Raw genomic sequence first — 17712 nt, 5'->3', positions numbered from 1 at the left:
GTGTATGCCTGCTGGTCATGATCGGTAGCCCCGTCGGCTGAAGCGCCGGCAGCCGAGGCACCAGCACCGGCACCGGCTGCCAACCCAGCCGCAGTGCCGCCGCCAGCCGCCGACAAGCAGTCACAGTACGTCACCGCCAATAACGACACCTTGTGGGAAATCGCTGCCAAGGTGCGTACTGGCGGGACTGTCCAGCAAACCATGCTGGCGATTCAGGCGTTGAATCCGGATGCGTTCATTGGTGGCAACATCAACCGCCTGAAGAAAGGGCAGGTGCTGCGCCTTCCGACGCCGCAACAGACCACCGCGCTGCCGCAATCACAGGCAGTGGCAGAAGTTTCCCGGCAATACAGCGCCTGGCGTGAAGGTCGCCGTCTGCCAGCCGGTACACGTCAGGTCGATGCTACCCGTCGTGACCGTGCGGGCGCGGCGCCCTCCAAAGTCGATACCGCCGACAACCTCAGTCTGGTGTCGGCAAGCGGCAAGCCTGCGGCGAAAGGTGCGGCGGGCGACAGCGATGTTGGCAACAAGCTGGCCGTGGCTCAGGAAGCCCTGGATACCACGCGTCGCGACAATGCCGAGCTGAAAAGCCGCATGAACGACCTGCAAAGCCAGCTCGACAAGTTGCAGCGTCTGGTCGAGTTGAAAAACGGTCAGTTGGCCAAGATGCAGGCCGCTGGCGCAGCTGTGCCGCCTCCTGCCGCCACTCCGGAAGCGTCGACACCCGCCAACGCGGCGGTGCCTGCCTCGCTGGTTGACGCCAACGGTGCTCCGGTGAAACCGGCTGGCGAGATCGCGCCTGAAGATGCGCTGCCTGCCGGTGCTGCCGAAGTTGCGACCCCGGCGCCAGAGCAGCCGCTGGCGGTGGAGCCGGTTGCAGCAGCAGAAGAGGACGAGGACGCGCTGCAGAAAATCATCAACAACCCTGTGTTGCTTGGCTTGATCGGCGGTGCGGTATTGCTGATTCTGGCCTTGCTGCTGTTGTTCCTGGCGCGTCGTCGTGCGGCGAAGGCCGAGGCCGAGAAGCACAAGCGCATGGCACGTGCGCTGGCCGAGGAGTCGGATTTCGTCTCGGACATGGACATGAATGCACCCCCCGCCAGCTTCGACGGGCTTGATGTGCCGCCGCCCAATGTGCGCATGGGAGGCGCCGCAGCAGCAGGCGCTGCCGGTCGTGAACGTCCTGCCGATCCGCTGGTTCAGGCCGAGATCCACATCGCTTACGGTCGTATGAATCAGGCGATTGAATTGCTGGAAGAAGCCGTCAACGAAGACCCGAAGCGCGACGATATCCGTCTGAAACTGATGGAAATCTACGCCGAGCAGGGTAACAACAAAGCCTATGCCGCCCACGAACGTAAACTGGTGGCAGCGGGAAAGCTTGAAGCTGAGGTCGAGCAGCGGGAAGAACTTAACTCGACCCTGAAGCCGGTGGCACCTGTTGCTGCGCCGCTGGCTTCTGAAACCTCCACTGCATCGGCTGCCCCAGCGGTAGCTGCAGCCGCCGCAGCGGCCACGACAGCCGCACTGGTTGCAGAGCTCGATGCCAAATATCTTGAAGAGCTGCTGGCCGATGATGCGGCAGAGCAGGAGCCCGAGCCCGAGCCCGAGCCCGAAATTGTTGCTACGCCTGAACCTGAGCCGGAAGTAGTCGCGCCGCTGGCCGCAGAGCCTGTTGAAGAGGCAGACCCGTTCGATAACGATTTTGACTTGAGCTTGGACGAGTTCGAAGAACCGTCTGTGCCTGAAGTCTCTACTGTTAACGATCTCGATGACCTGATGCTCGACGAGCCCAAGGTATCGGCGGTAGCGGATGACGAAGAGCTGAGCTTCGAGTCGGTCATGCAGCAGCAGGAAGAGGCCCGTGCAGCGACAACGCCGCAGGACCTTGCCGACTTCGACCTGGACTTGTCCGAGGAAGACCCGGCCCTCAAGAACGAAGATGATTTCCTGCTCGGCCTTGGCGAAGATCCGCTGGATTTGGGTGAAACCTCGCCAGCACCACCGGTCAGTGATGACCTGGAGCTTCCAGAGGATTTCGACCTTTCGCTGGCGGACGAGATTGAAACCGATCAGGCAAGTCAGGCGTTCGCGACTGAAATCGACGACGTCAATGCCGAGCTTGAGCGTCTTTCGCAGAATCTCGAACATCCGCCGCTCGATGAGCCGAGATTCACCGCCGAGGATGCGGCCGCGCTGGATGACGAGCCGGACTTCGACTTCATGTCCGGTACTGACGAAGCGGCGACCAAGCTTGATCTGGCGCGTGCCTACATCGACATGGGCGATGCGGACGGCGCTCGGGATATTCTTGATGAGGTCGTCACCGAGGGCGATGACGGTCAGAAAAGTGAAGCGCGGGAGATGCTTTCTCGGCTGGCCTGATTCAACCCCGGCAACCTGCACACGGCCGCTTATGCGGCCGTTTGCATTTCAGATGTCCGGCTTGAGTAGCGTGTTTTTTTTGCGGCCGTATAATGGCCGACTTTTCGCGAACCGACAGGCTGTACCACTTTGGCGAACATAGATAACCCGGCCGCCGAGATGGCGGCCGAGGGCTTTTCCCGAATCGCGCTGGGCGTTGAATACAAGGGCTCGCGCTATTGCGGCTGGCAACGTCAGGCGTCCGGCGTGCTGACCGTGCAGGAAACCCTTGAAGACGCTCTGTCAAAAGTGGCCGCGTCACCGGTTTCACTGATGTGTGCCGGTCGCACGGACGCGGGCGTGCATGCCTGCGGTCAGGTGGTGCACTTCGACACCCAGGCCGAGCGCACCCTGAAGGCCTGGGTCATGGGCGCCAATATCAATCTGCCCCATGATGTCAGTGTCACTTGGGCCAGAGTCATGCCGGCCACCTTTCATGCGCGCTTCAAGGCCATTGCCCGGCGTTATCGTTACGTGATCTACAACGATCAGATCCGCCCGGCGCACCTGAACCAGGAAATTACCTGGAACCACCGCCCGCTGGATGTCGAGCGCATGGCGCAGGCTGCCGAGTATCTGGTGGGTACTCACGATTTCAGCGCGTTTCGCGCTGGTCAATGTCAGGCCAAGTCGCCGGTCAAGCAGTTGCACCATCTGCGCGTGACCCGTCACGGCAAGATGATCGTGATCGATGTGCGCGCCAATGCCTTTCTTCACCATATGGTGCGCAATATCGCCGGTGTGCTGATGACCATCGGCACCGGCGAGCGTCCGGTCGAGTGGGCGCGCGAGGTGCTGGAAAGCCGGATTCGGCGCACCGGCGGTGTCACGGCCCATCCCTACGGGTTGTATCTGGTCGGGGTCGAGTACCGTGATGAATTCCCGTTGCCCGAGCGCTACATCGGTCCTCATTTTCTTACGGGCTTTGCGGAATTGGACGGCTGACGATCCTGGCCGCATTTGCTAACATCCGGGACTTTCCGAAAGGCCTGAGGTTACTCACGACATGTCAGCCGTTCGCAGCAAGATCTGCGGGATTACCCGCATAGAGGATGCACTGGCTGCCGCCGAGGCAGGTGCCGACGCGATAGGCCTGGTGTTCTATCCGAAAAGCCCGCGTGCGGTGACGGTATTGCAGGCGCGTGCCATCATTGCTGCGCTGCCGCCGTTCATCACCACGGTGGGCCTGTTCGTCAACGCCAGTCGCTGCGAGCTCAACGAGACGCTGGATGCGGTCGCGCTGGACATGCTGCAGTTTCATGGCGATGAAACACCCGAGGAGTGCGACGGGTATCATCGTCCTTACATCAAGGCGCTGCGGGTCAAGGCCGGTGATGACATTGCCGGGGTCTGCCGGACCTATCGCAATGCACGCGGCGTGCTGCTCGATACCTACGTCGAAGGTGTGCCCGGCGGTACCGGAGAAACCTTCGATTGGGCATTGATTCCGGACGACCTGGACAAGCCGGTCATCCTGGCGGGCGGGCTGACGTCGGCCAATGTGGCGCAGGCCATCGCTCAGGTCCGGCCCTATGCCGTGGATGTCAGCGGCGGCGTTGAAAAGAGCAAGGGCATCAAGGATCGGGAGAAGATCCTGGCGTTCATGAGTGCGGTGCACGGCACCTGATGTGACGGCTATTGATCGGCCGCCGTCCATAAGCCTGTCCGCGCCAAGAGGCACGCGGGTCGAATCGAGTAAGCGGTGGGGCCAATGTGCAACGCCGTCGTTGTGAAAAATCGGGGTGAGGGGTGTGCAGGTCCGGCCGTGAGTCGATCGCTATCCTTTCATCGTCGTCCATATACGAATTTATCTGAGGGCATGCGACTGGTGTTTGATTTGTCAGTCGTTCGAGCCGCACCGGTACTGGAGATATAAAGCATGAGCAACTGGTTGGTAGACAAACTGATCCCATCGATCATGCGTTCCGAGGTCAAGAAGAGCTCGGTTCCCGAAGGCCTCTGGCACAAATGCCCGTCCTGTGAGGCGGTGCTGTATCGCCCTGAGCTGGAAAAGACCCTGGACGTCTGCCCCAAGTGCAACCACCACATGCGTATCGGCGCACGTGCACGCCTGAACATTTTTCTGGACGTCGAAGGGCGCGAAGAGCTGGGTGCCGATCTTGAGCCGGTCGACCGTCTGAAATTCCGCGACGGCAAGAAGTACAAGGATCGCCTGACCGCTGCGCAGAAGCAGACCGGTGAGAAGGACGCGCTGATTTCCATGAGCGGCACCTTGCTGGGCATGCCGGTGGTGGCTTCGGCATTCGAATTCTCGTTCATGGGTGGTTCGATGGGGGCCATTGTCGGCGAGCGCTTCGTACGTGCCGCCAACTATGCGCTGGAAAATCGCTGCCCGTTCGTCTGCTTCGCCGCTTCCGGCGGTGCGCGCATGCAGGAAGCGCTGATCTCGCTGATGCAGATGGCCAAGACCTCGGCGGTTCTGGCGCGCCTTCGCGAAGAAGGGCTGCCGTTCATCTCGGTGCTGACCGACCCGGTCTACGGTGGCGTTTCCGCCAGCCTGGCCATGCTGGGTGACGTTATCGTCGCCGAGCCCAAGGCGCTGATCGGTTTCGCTGGTCCGCGGGTCATCGAGCAAACTGTTCGCGAGAAGCTGCCTGAAGGCTTCCAGCGCAGCGAATTCCTGCTGGATCACGGTGCTATCGACATGATCGTCTCGCGCAGTGAGCTTCGTCCGCGCCTGGGTAACCTGCTGGCACAGATGATGAACCTGCCAACCCCTCGCTTTGTCGCACCCGTCATCGAGCCAATCGTCGTTCCGCCGGCACCCGCGACGATATGACCTCTACATCCCTGAGCGACTGGCTCGCCTACCTGGAGCAACTGCATCCGTCGGCCATCGACATGGGCCTGGACCGGTCTCGACAGGTGGCGCTGCAACTGGGGCTTACACGCCCGGCGCGTCAGGTGATCACGGTGACGGGCACCAACGGCAAGGGCTCGACCTGCGCCTTTGTCGCCGCCTTGTTGCAGGCTCAGGGCTTGAAGGTCGGTGTCTACAGCTCCCCGCATCTGCTTCGCTATAACGAGCGGGTGAAAGTGCAGGGCGTCGAGGCAACCGATCAGGAACTGTGCGATGCCTTCGCTGCGGTCGAAGCGGCACGCGGCGATGTCACCCTGACTTATTTCGAAATGGGCACGCTGGCGGCGTTCTGGCTGTTCGAGCAGGCCCGGCTCGATGCGGTGGTGCTGGAAGTCGGTCTGGGCGGTCGTCTGGACGCGGTCAATCTAGTGGATGCGGACCTGGCGCTGGTCACCAGTATCGGGGTCGATCACGCCGAGTACCTGGGCGACACCCGTGAGTCGGTCGCTTTCGAGAAAGCCGGGATCTTTCGCGCCGGCTGTCCTGCGCTGTGCGGTGACCCTGCGCCCCCTGAGCCGCTGCTGGCCAAAGCTCGCGAGCTGGGCTGTCCGTTGTTGTTGCGTGGCCGGGATTTCGATCTTTCCATAGGTGACGACAGCTGGGACTGGCGCGGTGTCGCTCAGGGCGAGCAGATCGAGCTGCGCGGTCTGCCGCTGCTCGACCTGCCGATGCAGAATGCAGCGCTGGCACTTCAGGCCTTCGCCCTGCTGGGGTATCCATTGCAACCGGATGCGACAGGCAAGGTACTTGCCGAGACCCGGCTCGCCGGTCGTCTCGATCGCAGGGTCGTCAAGTGGCACGGCAAGTCGCTCAACCTGCTGCTGGATGTAGGTCATAACCCCCACGCGGCACAGTTTCTGGGGCAGCGCCTGGCGCGGCAGCCGGTTGGCGGCAAGCGTCTTGCGGTATTTGGCCTGCTCAGCGACAAGGATCTCGACGGTGTGGTCGCGCACCTGGTGCCGGTCATTGAAGAGTGGGCTGTTGCGCCGCTTCCGACCTCGCGCAGCCGGCCGGCAGAAGAGTTGCAGGCGGCCTTGCAGAACCTTGGGGCCCGCGTGACGTCCTATCAGAGTATCGCGTTGGCGCTGGGAGCTCAGTGCGCGCATGCCACGCCCGATGACGAGATTCTGCTGTTCGGTTCATTTTACTGTGTTGCCGAGGCCCTTGAATGGTTGGCCCGGTACACCGATGAGGACGCTGCAAATGGCTTTGCTGGATAACGTATTCAAGCAGCGAATGGTTGGAGCACTGGTGCTGATCGCCGTGGCGGTCATTTTCCTGCCCATGCTTTTCACGCGTGAAGATGAAACACGTCAGGTGCAGGTCGAGGCGCCAGCCGCGCCTCAGGCGCCTGCGGCTGCGCAGGTGCGGGTCGATCCGGTACCTGTTCCGGAGCCGCAGGTTCTGCCTCAGGAGCCTGTGCCGGGTGACGATGACATGAGCAGCAGCCAGCCGCCTGCCATGCCGATCGCGCCTGCGCCGACCGCACCTGCTGCTCCGGCTTCCAAACCTGCTGCCAAGCCGGCACCTGCTTCGGCGCCAGCGACAGCTGCTGCACCAGCAGCGACACCGGCGCCTGCCAAACCTGCGGCACCTGCTGGCGTCGACGCCAACGGCCTGTCGATCAGCTGGTCGGTGCAGTTGGCGAGCATGTCCAATCGTGCCAATGCCGACAATCTGCAAAAGACGCTGCGCACCCAGGGCTACAACGCCTACATTCGCACCGCTGATGGCGTGAACCGGGTGTTTGTAGGCCCGCTCATCGAGCGCGCCGAGGCTGATCGCCTGCGCGATCAGCTCGACAAACAGCAAAAGCTCAAGGGTATTGTGGTGCGCTTTCAGCCCGAGCGCGGCTGACCGTTCGGCACCTGGTGCCCCTGGCACAAAGGAAAATGCCTCGCGCCGGTAATCGCTGCTTACCGGCAGGCGGGCGCTCTGCTAAAATGCGCCGCCTTATCCGTCTGCAGGCTGCAACGTGCCATTTACTCCGGTTGACTGGGCAATTCTCGGAATTGTCGCCATCTCCGCCCTGATCAGTCTGAAGCGCGGCTTCGTAAAAGAAGCACTGTCGTTGACGACGTGGATCATTGCAGGTGTTGTGGCCTGGATGTTTGGTGCAGGGCTGTCGCAGTATCTGGTCAATTACATAGAAACACCTTCGGCCCGCGTGATCGCGAGCTGTACCATTCTTTTTGTCGCCACCCTGCTGGTAGGCGCCATGGTCAATTTTCTGATAGGCGAGCTGATTCGCGTCACCGGGCTTTCCGGGACCGATCGTTTTCTCGGCATGGTCTTCGGCGCAGCGCGCGGAGGCCTGCTTGTCGTTGTGGCGGTAGGGCTGTTGAGCCTGGGGCCGGTGCAACAGGATCAATGGTGGCAGCAGTCCAGGCTGGTGCCGCAATTTCTCATGGTCGCTGACTGGTCGAAAAACCTGATTCTCGGGATGTCCAGCAAGTGGCTCGCCAGCGGCATCAGCGTACCCGCTGACATGCCGTTCAAGGAACAGATCCTGCCGTCTACAATGCCGCAGGATGTGCTCGGTAAATCCAGTTCCACTAAGTAGGGGTTGTGTCGCATGTGTGGCATCGTCGGTATCGTCGGCAAGTCGAACGTCAATCAGGCGCTGTATGACGCGCTTACCGTCCTCCAGCACCGCGGCCAGGACGCTGCCGGTATCGTAACCAGCCACGATGGCCGGTTATTCCTGCGCAAGGACAACGGATTGGTGCGCGATGTGTTTCATCAACGTCATATGCAGCGTCTGGTCGGGCATATGGGCATCGGTCATGTGCGTTACCCCACCGCGGGCAGCTCGACGTCGGCCGAGGCTCAGCCGTTCTACGTCAACTCGCCTTACGGCATCACGCTGGCGCACAACGGCAACCTCACCAACGTCGAGCAGTTGGCCAAGGAAATTTACGAATCCGACCTGCGCCATGTGAACACCAATTCCGATTCGGAAGTGCTGCTCAACGTGTTCGCCCATGAGCTGGCCGTGCGTGGCAAGTTGCAGCCGACCGAAGAGGATATCTTCGCGGCAGTGACCGACGTGCACAATCGCTGCCGTGGTGGTTACGCGGTCGTGGCCATGATCACCGGCTACGGTATCGTCGGCTTCCGTGACCCGGACGCCATTCGTCCTATCGTGTTCGGCCAGCGTCACACCGACGAAGGCGTCGAGTACATGATCGCCTCGGAAAGCGTATCGCTGGACGTGCTGGGCTTTACCCTGATTCGCGACCTGGCGCCGGGCGAAGCGGTCTACATCACTGAAGACGGCAAGCTGCACACCCGTCAGTGCGCGGCCAACCCCAAGTACGCACCGTGCATCTTCGAGCACGTCTATCTGGCGCGCCCGGATTCGATCATCGACGGCATCTCGGTCTACAAGGCGCGCCTGCGCATGGGCGAGAAGCTGGCCGACAAGATCCTGCGCGAGCGTCCTGATCACGATATCGACGTGGTCATCCCGATTCCGGACACCAGCCGTACTGCGGCGCTGGAGCTGGCCAACCATCTGGGCGTCAAGTTCCGCGAAGGCTTCGTCAAGAACCGTTACATCGGCCGGACCTTCATCATGCCGGGCCAGGCTGCGCGCAAGAAATCCGTACGCCAGAAGCTCAACGCCATCGAGCTGGAGTTCCGCGGCAAGAACGTGATGCTGGTGGATGATTCCATCGTACGCGGCACGACCTGCAAGCAGATCATCCAGATGGCCCGCGAAGCCGGTGCCAAGAATGTCTACTTCTGTTCTGCAGCCCCGGCTGTGCGCTACCCCAACGTCTACGGCATCGACATGCCGAGTGCTCACGAACTGATTGCCCACAACCGCACCACTCAGGACGTGGCCGACCTCATCGGTGCCGACTGGCTGGTCTATCAGGATCTGAATGACCTGATCGAAGCGGTCAGCGGCAGCAAGAAAATCAAGATCGACAACTTCGATTGCTCGGTTTTCGACGGCAAGTACGTGACCGGCGACATCGACGAGCATTATTTGAACCGGATCGAGAGCGCGCGTAATGACGCCTCCAAGATCAAGACTCAGGCAGTGAGCGCGATCATCGATCTGTACAACAACTAATTGGGCAAGGAGTGGGCGGCATGACTCAGGAATGGGATGCAGGTCGGCTGGACAGCGACCTTGAAGGCGTAGGTTTCGATACCCTAGCCGTACGTGCCGGGCATCACCGCACACCGGAAGGAGAGCATGGCGAACCCATGTTCTTTACCTCCAGTTACGTATTTCGCACAGCCGCCGACGCGGCTGCGCGTTTCTCCGGTGAAGTGCCGGGCAACGTCTACTCGCGTTACACCAACCCGACGGTGCGTTCGTTCGAAGAGCGCATTGCCGCACTGGAAGGTGCCGAGCAGGCCGTCGCTACGGCGACCGGCATGGCGGCAACTCTGGCTGTGGTGATGAGCCTGTGCAGCGCTGGTGATCATGTGCTGGTGTCACGCAGCGTCTTCGGCTCGACCATCAGCCTGTTCGACAAGTACTTCAAGCGCTTTGGTGTCGAGGTGGATTACGTTCCTCTCGCCGATCTGAGCGGCTGGGATGCGGCGATCAAGCCCAACACCAAAATGCTCTTCGTCGAATCGCCGTCCAATCCCCTGGCTGAACTGGTCGACATCGCGGCGCTGGCCGAGATCGCCCACGCCAAGGGCGCGATGCTGATCGTTGACAACTGTTTCTGTACGCCGGCCTTGCAGCAGCCGCTGTTGCTGGGCGCTGACATTGTCGTGCATTCGGCCACCAAGTTCATCGACGGCCAGGGCCGTTGCATGGGCGGCGTGGTTGCCGGGCGCAGCGAGCAGATGAAAGAAGTGGTCGGCTTCCTGCGTACTGCCGGGCCGACACTCAGCCCGTTCAACGCGTGGATCTTCCTCAAGGGCCTCGAAACCCTGAACCTGCGGATGCGCGCTCACTGTGCCAATGCTCAGGCACTGGCCGAGTGGCTCGAGCAGCAGGACGGCATTGAAAAGGTCCATTACGCCGGACTGAAGAGTCACCCGCAGCACGAGTTGGCCCAGCGTCAGCAAAAGGGTTTCGGCGCGGTGGTGAGCTTCGAGGTCAAGGGTGGCAAGGACGGTGCATGGCGCTTCATCGATGCCACACGACTGATTTCGATCACTGCCAACCTGGGTGACAGCAAAACCACGATCACTCACCCGAGCACCACCTCTCACGGTCGCCTGGCACCTCAGGAGCGTGAAGCCGCAGGTATTCGCGACAGCCTGATTCGGGTTGCAGTGGGGCTTGAAGACGTGGCTGACCTGCAGGCTGACCTGGCTCGTGGTCTGGCGGCGTTGTGAGTAGCGAGGCCAGCAATCCGGCCAGTGGCAAGCCGGGCGAGGAGTGGGCGTTGAAATTTGCCAGCGTCCACAATGGTCGTGTCGCCCTGGTGACCGGTGCCGCTCGCGGTATCGGGCTCGGTATCGCAGCGTGGCTGATTGCCGAAGGCTGGCAAGTAGTGCTGACCGATCTGGACCGTGCGCGTGGTTCGAAAGTGGCCGGTGCGCTGGGTGAAAATGCCCTGTTCATTGCCATGGACGTTGCCAGTGAAGAACAGGTCGCAGCGGGCGTGGCCGAGGTGCTTCGGCAGTTTGGTCGTCTCGATGCCTTGGTGTGCAACGCTGCGATCGCCGATCCGCACAACACTACGCTGGAAAGCCTGGAGCTGTCGCACTGGAACCGTGTGCTGGCAGTCAACCTCGGCGGTCCGATGCTGCTGGCCAAGCATTGCGCGCCTTACCTGCGTGCGCATTGCGGCAGCATCGTCAACCTGACCTCCACACGCTCCCGTCAGTCGGAGGCCGACACCGAGGCTTATGCAGCCAGCAAAGGTGGCCTGATGGCGCTGACACATGCGCTGGCGATCAGCTTGGGGCCGGAGATTCGTGTCAATGCCGTCAGCCCTGGCTGGATCGACGCGCGTGACCCCTCGTTGCGCAGAGCCGAGCCGTTGTCCGAGACCGATCATGCCCAGCATCCGGCGGGCAGGGTAGGGACGGTGGAGGACGTTGCGGCGATGGTTGCCTGGCTGTTGTCCAGAAACGCCGGTTTCGTCACCGGGCAGGAGTTCGTGGTCGACGGTGGCATGACGCGCAAGATGGTGTACGCCGAGTAGTTTGTGCGGGCGAGCTTCGATTGAGCTATTGCTTGTGCTTTTGGTGTGTGGTTAGGGTTTTGTGATTGAGGCGGTTTTTAAAAAAACTTCAATCAGGCTATTGACTTAGGTTCGTTAGGTGCGTAAATTTCGCGGCCTCAACGAAGCAAAGGGTGATTAGCTCAGCTGGGAGAGCAGCTGCCTTACAAGCAGCGGGTCGGCGGTTCGATCCCGTCATCACCCACCATCGTTGAGTTTGAAAGCTGAAGTACGAGGGCTTTCAAAAGTAACTTTACAAAGCTTATATGGACGCAAGTCCACAATGCGCAGCGGTAGTTCAGTCGGTTAGAATACCGGCCTGTCACGCCGGGGGTCGCGGGTTCGAGTCCCGTCCGCTGCGCCATATTTGTACAGATCGGGTTCGCCGGGTCTGCGATTGAAAAGCCCAAGGGTCTTTCAGTCACGTGTACAGGAAGCAGACTACTGAAAGTTTGTTTCAAACAGGTTTACAGCGATACGCAGCGGTAGTTCAGTCGGTTAGAATACCGGCCTGTCACGCCGGGGGTCGCGGGTTCGAGTCCCGTCCGCTGCGCCATACACCGCTTCAAGGCCCTTGAACTCCTTGAAGCAAACAAGAAAGCGGCCCTAGGGTCGCTTTTTTGTTGTCTGCGTTTTTGTGTGCCTGCGGGGAGATCTGGTTCGCTTGAGCATGGACTGTATCCAAATCCTTTTGAACTGTACGTTGATCCAGCGTCGGCCTTGTTGCAGACTTACCGCCATTTCCCAGTTCGCAGTCTTGCTGGCAGTCTTTTCCTTCCTCAGGATTTTCGATGTTTAAGCTACTGAACGTTCGTACCGCCTTCTGGATCTCCGCCGTGCTGATGGCGGCCGGCTGTTCATCGTCGCCCAAGCAGGCGGTGTATGACCATGAACACTTCGACGACGCCGGGACCTTCTCCCGAAGCTACCCTGCGACCGATATGGCTTACTGCGAGGCGGGGCGGCGTGCCTTGCTGAGTCAGGGCTATATCATCACCAGCAGCGACCCGAAGATGATTGCCGGCCGCAAGAGCTTCCAGCAGACCGGCGATACGCATATCGAGATCAGCTTCAATCTGGTGTGTGCCGCCGATGCGAAGGATGGCAATTCCACCATGTTTGCCAACGCCCTGCAGGACCGTTACGCGCTGAAGAAAACCAACAACTCGGCCAGCCTCGGCGTAGGCGTGCTGGGCTCCGTGTCGATGCCGATAGGCTCGACTGACGACTCGATGGTCAAGGTCGCCAGCGAGACCGTCTCGTCAGCGAAATTCTACGAGCGCTTTTTCGGTCTGGTGGAAAACTTCCTGCCGCCCGAAGTGAAAAAGGCTGCGCATATTGTCGAGAAGCCCAAGGCCGACCTCGGTGTGCCTGACACGGCTCCCGCAGCCCCTGCGATTCCCGCCAAGGCTGCCGAGCCTGCGAAGCTGGCGCCTGCGTCGTCAGAAAACACGCCGAAGGCCGAGCATGCCGCCGAACCGGTCACGCCTGCTGCAAGCGAACCTGTGCCTGCGCCGTCCGAACCTGCTTCATTCAAGGCAGAAACGGTCGAAACACCGGCCGCAGAACCTGCAGAAAGCACCGCGCCCACGCCAGCCGAGCCCGCCCCGGCGCAGTAAGGAGTGGCGCGGAGCGTCGTGAACTGCATTCCCACGCTGGAGCGTGAGGAACGATAGTCGTCAGTCAGATCACCATCGTACCCCTGCTCCGCGTGGGTATGCCGGTCTGGACGCTCTGCGTCCTCTTGCGACGCAGAGCGTCGTGAACTGCATTCCCACCAGAGCGTGAGGAACGATAGTCGTCAGTCAGATCACCATCGTGCCCATGCTCCGCGTGGGCATGCCGGTCTGGACGCTCCGCGTCCTCTTGTGGCGGAGCGTGAGGAACGAGAAATCTCCACGGCCTCAGCCCAGAAACAACCGGTACGCCGGGTTCTCGCTTTCGTCCCAATACCGGTAACCAATCTCATCCAGCGCAGCGCCGACCAGATGCCGCTCATCCTCCGGCACGACCAGCCCGGCGACCACCCTGCCATCGGCTGCGCCGTGGTTGCGGTAGTGGAACATCGAGATGGTCCAGCGACCGCCCAGGCGGTTGAGGAAGTTGAACAGCGCGCCCGGTCGTTCCGGGAACTCGAAGCGCAGCACCACTTCATCGTCGACGCGCTCGGCATGCCCGCCAACCATGTGACGGATGTGCAGTTTGGCCAGTTCGTTGTCGGTCAGGTCCAGCACCGGGAAGCCTTGCCCGGTCAGGCTGGCGATCAGGGCGCTGCGCGGGTCGTTTTCGGGATGGGTCTGCACGCCGACGAAGATGTGCGCCTCGCGATCGGTGTGATAGCGGTAGTTGAATTCGGTGATCTGCCGCTTGCCGATAGCCTCGCAGAATGCCTTGAAGCTGCCCGGCTGCTCGGGAATGGTCACGGCAATGATCGCCTCGCGACCTTCGCCCAGCTCTGCACGTTCGGCCACGTGGCGCAAACGGTCGAAGTTGACGTTCGCCCCTGAATCGATCGCCACCAGCGTCTGGCCGCTGACGCCGCGCTGCTCGACATACTTCTTGATCCCGGCCACGCCCAGCGCGCCGGACGGCTCGGTGATCGAGCGAGTATCGTCGTAGATATCCTTGATCGCCGCGCAGATCTCGTCGGTGCTGACGGTGATCACTTCATCGACATAATGGCGGCACACTTCGAAGGTGTGATGGCCGATCTGCGCCACTGCCACGCCATCGGCAAACAGCCCGACCTGGCTCAGCACCACGCGCTCACCAGCAGCCATCGCCGCCTGCAGGCAGTTGGAGTCGTCCGGCTCGACGCCGATGATCTTGATCTCCGGGCGCAGGTATTTCACATAGGCCGCGATACCGGCAATCAGACCGCCGCCCCCGACCGGGACAAAGATCGCATCCAGCTGGCCCGGTTGCTGACGAAGAATCTCCATCGCCACAGTGCCTTGCCCGGCGATGGTGTCAGGGTCGTCATACGGATGGATGTAAACGAAACCTTGTTCGTCGACCAGCTTTAGCGAGTAAGCCAGCGCTTCCGGGAACGAATCGCCGTGCAGCACCACGGTGGCACCCCGCGAGCGCACACCCTCGACCTTGATCTCCGGCGTGGTGCGCGGCATGACGATGGTCGCCTTGATCCCAAGCTCACGTGCCGCTAGCGCCAGGCCCTGAGCATGATTTCCCGCCGATGCCGTCACCACGCCCCGTGCAGTCTGCTCTGCGGGCAATTGCGCGAGCTTGTTGTACGCCCCGCGAATCTTGAACGAGAACACCGGCTGCAGGTCTTCGCGCTTGAGCAGCACCCGATTGCCCAGCCGTTCGGACAGCTGGCGAGCGCCTTGCAGCGGCGTTTCAATGGCAACGTCGTAGACGCGCGAGGTGAGGATTTTGCGCGCGTAATAGTTGAGCAGAGCGTGCGGGTCCTGGCTCATCGCATCGCCTCTTCGTACGTCGTGCCTGGGTACTCGGCAAACGCGCGCGGCAGATCGATAATCAGGTCCAGAGCGGCGAGAAGGGCGATAGAGCGAGGGATGGCGATCATGTCTGACTCCTGATTCGGCAATTGTTGCCCGGGAGACAGAAGAAACCCGCCTCCAAGGCGGGTTTTTTGCAAACGTCGGCTAACCCGCCATGACTGGAATGACGGTAATAATAATCTGGCCGAGGTTGTGCTTGATGAGGTTCATGAGCAGGAGGTTAGGTCGACACTGGCATGCAAGTCAATAGCGCCCGTCCGCTACAGAGGTGAGAGGACTACTGAATCGGCCACGGTCTTTTTCGTCTGTTTGACAGGAATCAACATTTTTATTTCACATTGGCACTTTAATGTTGATCTTGCGGTCAGTTATTTCAGCTTTGATTATCACCCCACTCACTCAGCCAAGAGGGCGAAGAAATGGACGAATACCAGGAAGAACTACTTGAATACCGTGCATCGGAACTGGACCCGGTAGAGCCTGCCGACGACGCTACCGAACTGTGAACGGCTTCATGCGCTTTGACGCTGGCTGCGGCGGAACTCTCCCGGAGTCTGACCGTTCCAGCGTTTGAAGGCGCGTTGAAAGGCTTCGGCAGAAGCGAACCCCAGCAGGTAGGCGATCTCCCCGAACGCCAGTTCAGTGTCGCGAATGTAAGTCATCGCCAGATCGCGCCGTGTGTCATTGAGCACTGCGCGAAAGCAGGTGCCTTCCTCGGCCAGCTTGCGGCGTAACGTCCAGGTCGGCAGTTTGAGCCTTGCCGCCACTTCCTCCAGATCCGGTTCACTTCCGCCGTTCAATAGCGGTCCCAGCAATTGAATGATGCGTTCACGCAGGCTGCGGGTGCGGGTCTGTTGCTCCAGTTCACCTTCGCACAACTGCAACAGGTGCCGCCAGGTACTTGGGCAATGGTCCGGGTTGCGCAATGCCAGGCTGGTCTGGTCCAGACGCAGTTGATTGGTCGCCGCGCCAAACAGCACCGGGTTATCACTCAATGCGGCGTATTGCGCGGCATAGTCAGGCGCCTCGAATTCGATCTCGACGCGTTGCGCGCGCAGCTCTGTACCTGCCAGCGTCGAAAGCTGAGCCAGCCAGCCAGCTAAAATCGAGTCCACCACAAACCTGTTGTAAGCGTTATAGGGGCTGATTGAATAGAAGCGCATCCAGGCGCCGCCGGCATCCTCGTGGAAACTCGACTGGCCGCGATAATTGGAACCGTACAAGGGTTCAAAGCGAATCAGCGTGCGCGCCGCCTCGCGCACGTTGGGTGCCTGGGCCGCGGTGATACCGGCCAGACCTGCCTGCGCAAAACGACTGAGCTGGCCCATGCGCAACCCCAGTCCGGGCTGGCCGGTCAGCTGGATGGCAGAATGCCCCAGGCGCATGTAGCGCGGGATCGACAGCCGCGCCCGCGCCTGGCTCAGGCGAATCGGGTCAAGACCGTACTGCTCCAGCAGCGCGTCAGGGTTCCTGTCGAAACTGTTGACCGCATCGGTCAGGCTCTGGATGAAACCCACCGACAGATCACCGAGGCGCAGCGTCAGGGTCGGCATCGTCAAAGCCAGAGGTTGATCAGGCGCGCACCGCCAGCGGCAGCATTTTCCGGCTGCGGCTCGGCGATCGTTTGTCCTGCGTGGCTGGCAAAACTTTGCCCGGCCACGCCCTGATTCCAGAACTGCCCGCGCATGAACACGCTGATCCCCGCCTGCGCAGTGCTTTGCGGAGCACGCCCGGTCAATGTCAGGTGATGCCAGGCTTCGCCCTCGCTAGACGTGTCGGTCGGTACGTCGATGTCTGAATGCCGGGGTTTGCGCCACGCTTCGGACCAGGCTGTCTTGCCGATCACAAAGGCCGGCACCGCAATCAGTTGCGCACCGCTCTGGTTCAGGCGCGCGTAATTCTCCGGGTACCAGCTGTCGCTACCGATCAGCACTCCCAGACGCCCGGCCGGGGTGTCGATCACATTCAACGGCGCGTCGCTTGCCGTGCGCACATAACGCTTCTGATAGCGCTCGGGGTACAACTGACGTTGCGGCTGACCCAGTGGCAGGCCATCGCTGCCAAATGTCAGACTGCTGTTATACAGGGCGCCGCTACCGACTTTCAGCTGACCGCCTTCAACACTGGGATCGGGCAGCACAATTGAACCGGCCACCAGTGTGACGCCGAACTCTCTGGCCAGACCGCCAAACAGTGTCTGATAGTCCCGCGCCATTGATCGGGCCTTGATCCGCAAGTGGGCGTCATCCAGACGGTCCCGGCCTTCGGCCCCCAGCACCGCTTTGATGAATTGCAGCGGATTGCTCCACGACAGCCACTTCATGGCTTCATCCAGCGTGGCAGCCTGATAGAGCTGATCCTTCTCGCCACTGGCGAACAGCCAGGTGCCGATATGTTCCGGCAGTACCACCACCGTGCGTGGGTTGATCAGCCCCTTGTCACGGGCCTGTTGCAGATAAGCAGCGAGCTTGCGGTGCAGTCGCTCGGTGTTCTGGTAATCAGTCGGAAACAGTTCGGGCTCGATCCCCAGCAGGTTGCCGCGTTCACCGGGCTGGCCTTCATTGATGGCCAGACGAATGCGCAGATCGGACAGGTAGTGACCCGCCGGACGTTGATCGGTCCAGATTGCGTAGCTGACGAGGCTGGCAACGCTCAGCAGAAGCAGGCAGATGGCGAAGAATTTGCGCATAAAAAGATCGAATGACGGCCATCGGGGAATTGTCGACTAGGGTAGGGCGGCGTCGGGCACTTGCCAAGTGCCACTGCGCGCTTG

General features: G+C 61.0%; 13 protein-coding genes, 3 tRNA genes and 1 pseudogene. 14 read left to right on the top strand and 3 right to left on the bottom strand.

The features are described from left to right. Nucleotides 1-21: 21 nt before the first annotated feature. The 14 genes and pseudogenes from P406_RS21305 to P406_RS21240 all read left to right on the top strand — a co-directional run. Nucleotides 22-2385, top strand: a pseudogene (locus P406_RS21305) (FimV/HubP family polar landmark protein); the annotation flags it as partial. Between the two features lie 159 nt (nt 2386-2544). Then, entirely contained in the window at nt 2545-3369 is an 825-nt protein-coding gene (truA, locus tag P406_RS21300) for a tRNA pseudouridine(38-40) synthase TruA (protein ID WP_003390841.1), read from the top strand. A 61-nt stretch (nt 3370-3430) separates the two neighbouring features. Next, a complete protein-coding gene (locus tag P406_RS21295; protein WP_003390839.1) occupies nt 3431-4051 on the top strand; it encodes a phosphoribosylanthranilate isomerase in 621 nt (206 codons plus the stop codon). A gap of 252 nt (nt 4052-4303) precedes the next feature. Then, nucleotides 4304-5224, top strand: coding sequence for an acetyl-CoA carboxylase, carboxyltransferase subunit beta (gene accD, locus P406_RS21290; RefSeq protein WP_003318491.1), 921 nt, complete (start codon nt 4304-4306; stop codon nt 5222-5224). Then, a complete protein-coding gene (gene folC / locus P406_RS21285; protein WP_046237297.1) occupies nt 5221-6525 on the top strand; it encodes a bifunctional tetrahydrofolate synthase/dihydrofolate synthase in 1305 nt (434 codons plus the stop codon). The genes accD and folC overlap by 4 nt, the downstream gene beginning before the upstream one ends. Next, nucleotides 6509-7162, top strand: a complete 654-nt coding sequence (locus P406_RS21280) for an SPOR domain-containing protein (RefSeq protein ID WP_046237296.1) — start codon at nt 6509-6511, stop codon at nt 7160-7162. Before folC ends, P406_RS21280 begins: the two co-directional genes overlap by 17 nt. 118 nt (nt 7163-7280) lie before the next feature. After that, the gene (locus P406_RS21275; RefSeq protein ID WP_003318487.1) at nt 7281-7868 is read left to right on the top strand and encodes a CvpA family protein; all 588 of its coding nucleotides are present in this window, start codon (nt 7281-7283) and stop codon (nt 7866-7868) included. Between the two features lie 12 nt (nt 7869-7880). Next, nucleotides 7881-9389, top strand: a complete 1509-nt coding sequence (gene purF / locus P406_RS21270; RefSeq protein ID WP_003347797.1) for an amidophosphoribosyltransferase — start codon at nt 7881-7883, stop codon at nt 9387-9389. Nucleotides 9390-9409: 20 nt separating this feature from the next. Further along, nucleotides 9410-10621, top strand: a complete 1212-nt coding sequence (locus P406_RS21265; RefSeq protein WP_003318486.1) for an O-succinylhomoserine sulfhydrylase — start codon at nt 9410-9412, stop codon at nt 10619-10621. Nucleotides 10622-10671: 50 nt separating this feature from the next. Beyond that, on the top strand, nt 10672-11436 hold the full coding sequence (locus P406_RS21260; RefSeq protein WP_153221455.1) for an SDR family oxidoreductase: 765 nt from the start codon (nt 10672-10674) through the stop codon (nt 11434-11436). Between the two features lie 150 nt (nt 11437-11586). Beyond that, a tRNA-Val gene (locus P406_RS21255) sits at nt 11587-11662 on the top strand. A 79-nt stretch (nt 11663-11741) separates the two neighbouring features. After that, nucleotides 11742-11818: transfer RNA gene (locus tag P406_RS21250), tRNA-Asp, on the top strand. A gap of 115 nt (nt 11819-11933) precedes the next feature. Further along, nucleotides 11934-12010: transfer RNA gene (locus P406_RS21245), tRNA-Asp, on the top strand. Nucleotides 12011-12245: 235 nt separating this feature from the next. After that, nucleotides 12246-13073, top strand: coding sequence for a DUF2242 domain-containing protein (locus P406_RS21240; RefSeq protein WP_046237295.1), 828 nt, complete (start codon nt 12246-12248; stop codon nt 13071-13073). 285 nt (nt 13074-13358) lie between these two features. Here P406_RS21240 and ilvA read toward each other — a convergent pair whose 3' ends face one another. From ilvA to P406_RS21225, 3 genes are all read right to left on the bottom strand, one after another. Then, a complete protein-coding gene (ilvA, locus tag P406_RS21235; protein ID WP_082100891.1) occupies nt 13359-14894 on the bottom strand; it encodes a threonine ammonia-lyase, biosynthetic in 1536 nt (511 codons plus the stop codon). Nucleotides 14895-15451: 557 nt separating this feature from the next. Then, the gene (locus P406_RS21230; RefSeq protein WP_046237294.1) at nt 15452-16492 is read right to left on the bottom strand and encodes an AraC family transcriptional regulator; all 1041 of its coding nucleotides are present in this window, start codon (nt 16490-16492) and stop codon (nt 15452-15454) included. A 2-nt stretch (nt 16493-16494) separates the two neighbouring features. Then, entirely contained in the window at nt 16495-17628 is a 1134-nt protein-coding gene (locus tag P406_RS21225) for a carbon-nitrogen hydrolase family protein (RefSeq protein WP_046237293.1), read from the bottom strand. Nucleotides 17629-17712: the final 84 nt, after the last annotated feature.

The sequence above is a fragment of the Pseudomonas syringae pv. coryli str. NCPPB 4273 genome (assembly GCF_000972175.1).
Taxonomy (GTDB): domain Bacteria; phylum Pseudomonadota; class Gammaproteobacteria; order Pseudomonadales; family Pseudomonadaceae; genus Aquipseudomonas; species Aquipseudomonas syringae.
This window is presented reverse-complemented; position numbering and strand designations above follow the sequence as displayed.

Coding starts and splice junctions, on each gene's coding strand:
- P406_RS21230 (WP_046237294.1), bottom strand. CDS start 16,492: ATGCCGACCCTGACGCTGCGCCTCGGTGATCTGTCGGTGGGTTTCATC.
- ilvA (WP_082100891.1), bottom strand. CDS start 14,894: ATGAGCCAGGACCCGCACGCTCTGCTCAACTATTACGCGCGCAAAATC.
- P406_RS21280 (WP_046237296.1), top strand. CDS start 6,509: ATGGCTTTGCTGGATAACGTATTCAAGCAGCGAATGGTTGGAGCACTG.
- folC (WP_046237297.1), top strand. CDS start 5,221: ATGACCTCTACATCCCTGAGCGACTGGCTCGCCTACCTGGAGCAACTG.
- truA (WP_003390841.1), top strand. CDS start 2,545: ATGGCGGCCGAGGGCTTTTCCCGAATCGCGCTGGGCGTTGAATACAAG.
- P406_RS21240 (WP_046237295.1), top strand. CDS start 12,246: ATGTTTAAGCTACTGAACGTTCGTACCGCCTTCTGGATCTCCGCCGTG.
- purF (WP_003347797.1), top strand. CDS start 7,881: ATGTGTGGCATCGTCGGTATCGTCGGCAAGTCGAACGTCAATCAGGCG.
- accD (WP_003318491.1), top strand. CDS start 4,304: ATGAGCAACTGGTTGGTAGACAAACTGATCCCATCGATCATGCGTTCC.
- P406_RS21225 (WP_046237293.1), bottom strand. CDS start 17,628: ATGCGCAAATTCTTCGCCATCTGCCTGCTTCTGCTGAGCGTTGCCAGC.
- P406_RS21265 (WP_003318486.1), top strand. CDS start 9,410: ATGACTCAGGAATGGGATGCAGGTCGGCTGGACAGCGACCTTGAAGGC.
- P406_RS21295 (WP_003390839.1), top strand. CDS start 3,431: ATGTCAGCCGTTCGCAGCAAGATCTGCGGGATTACCCGCATAGAGGAT.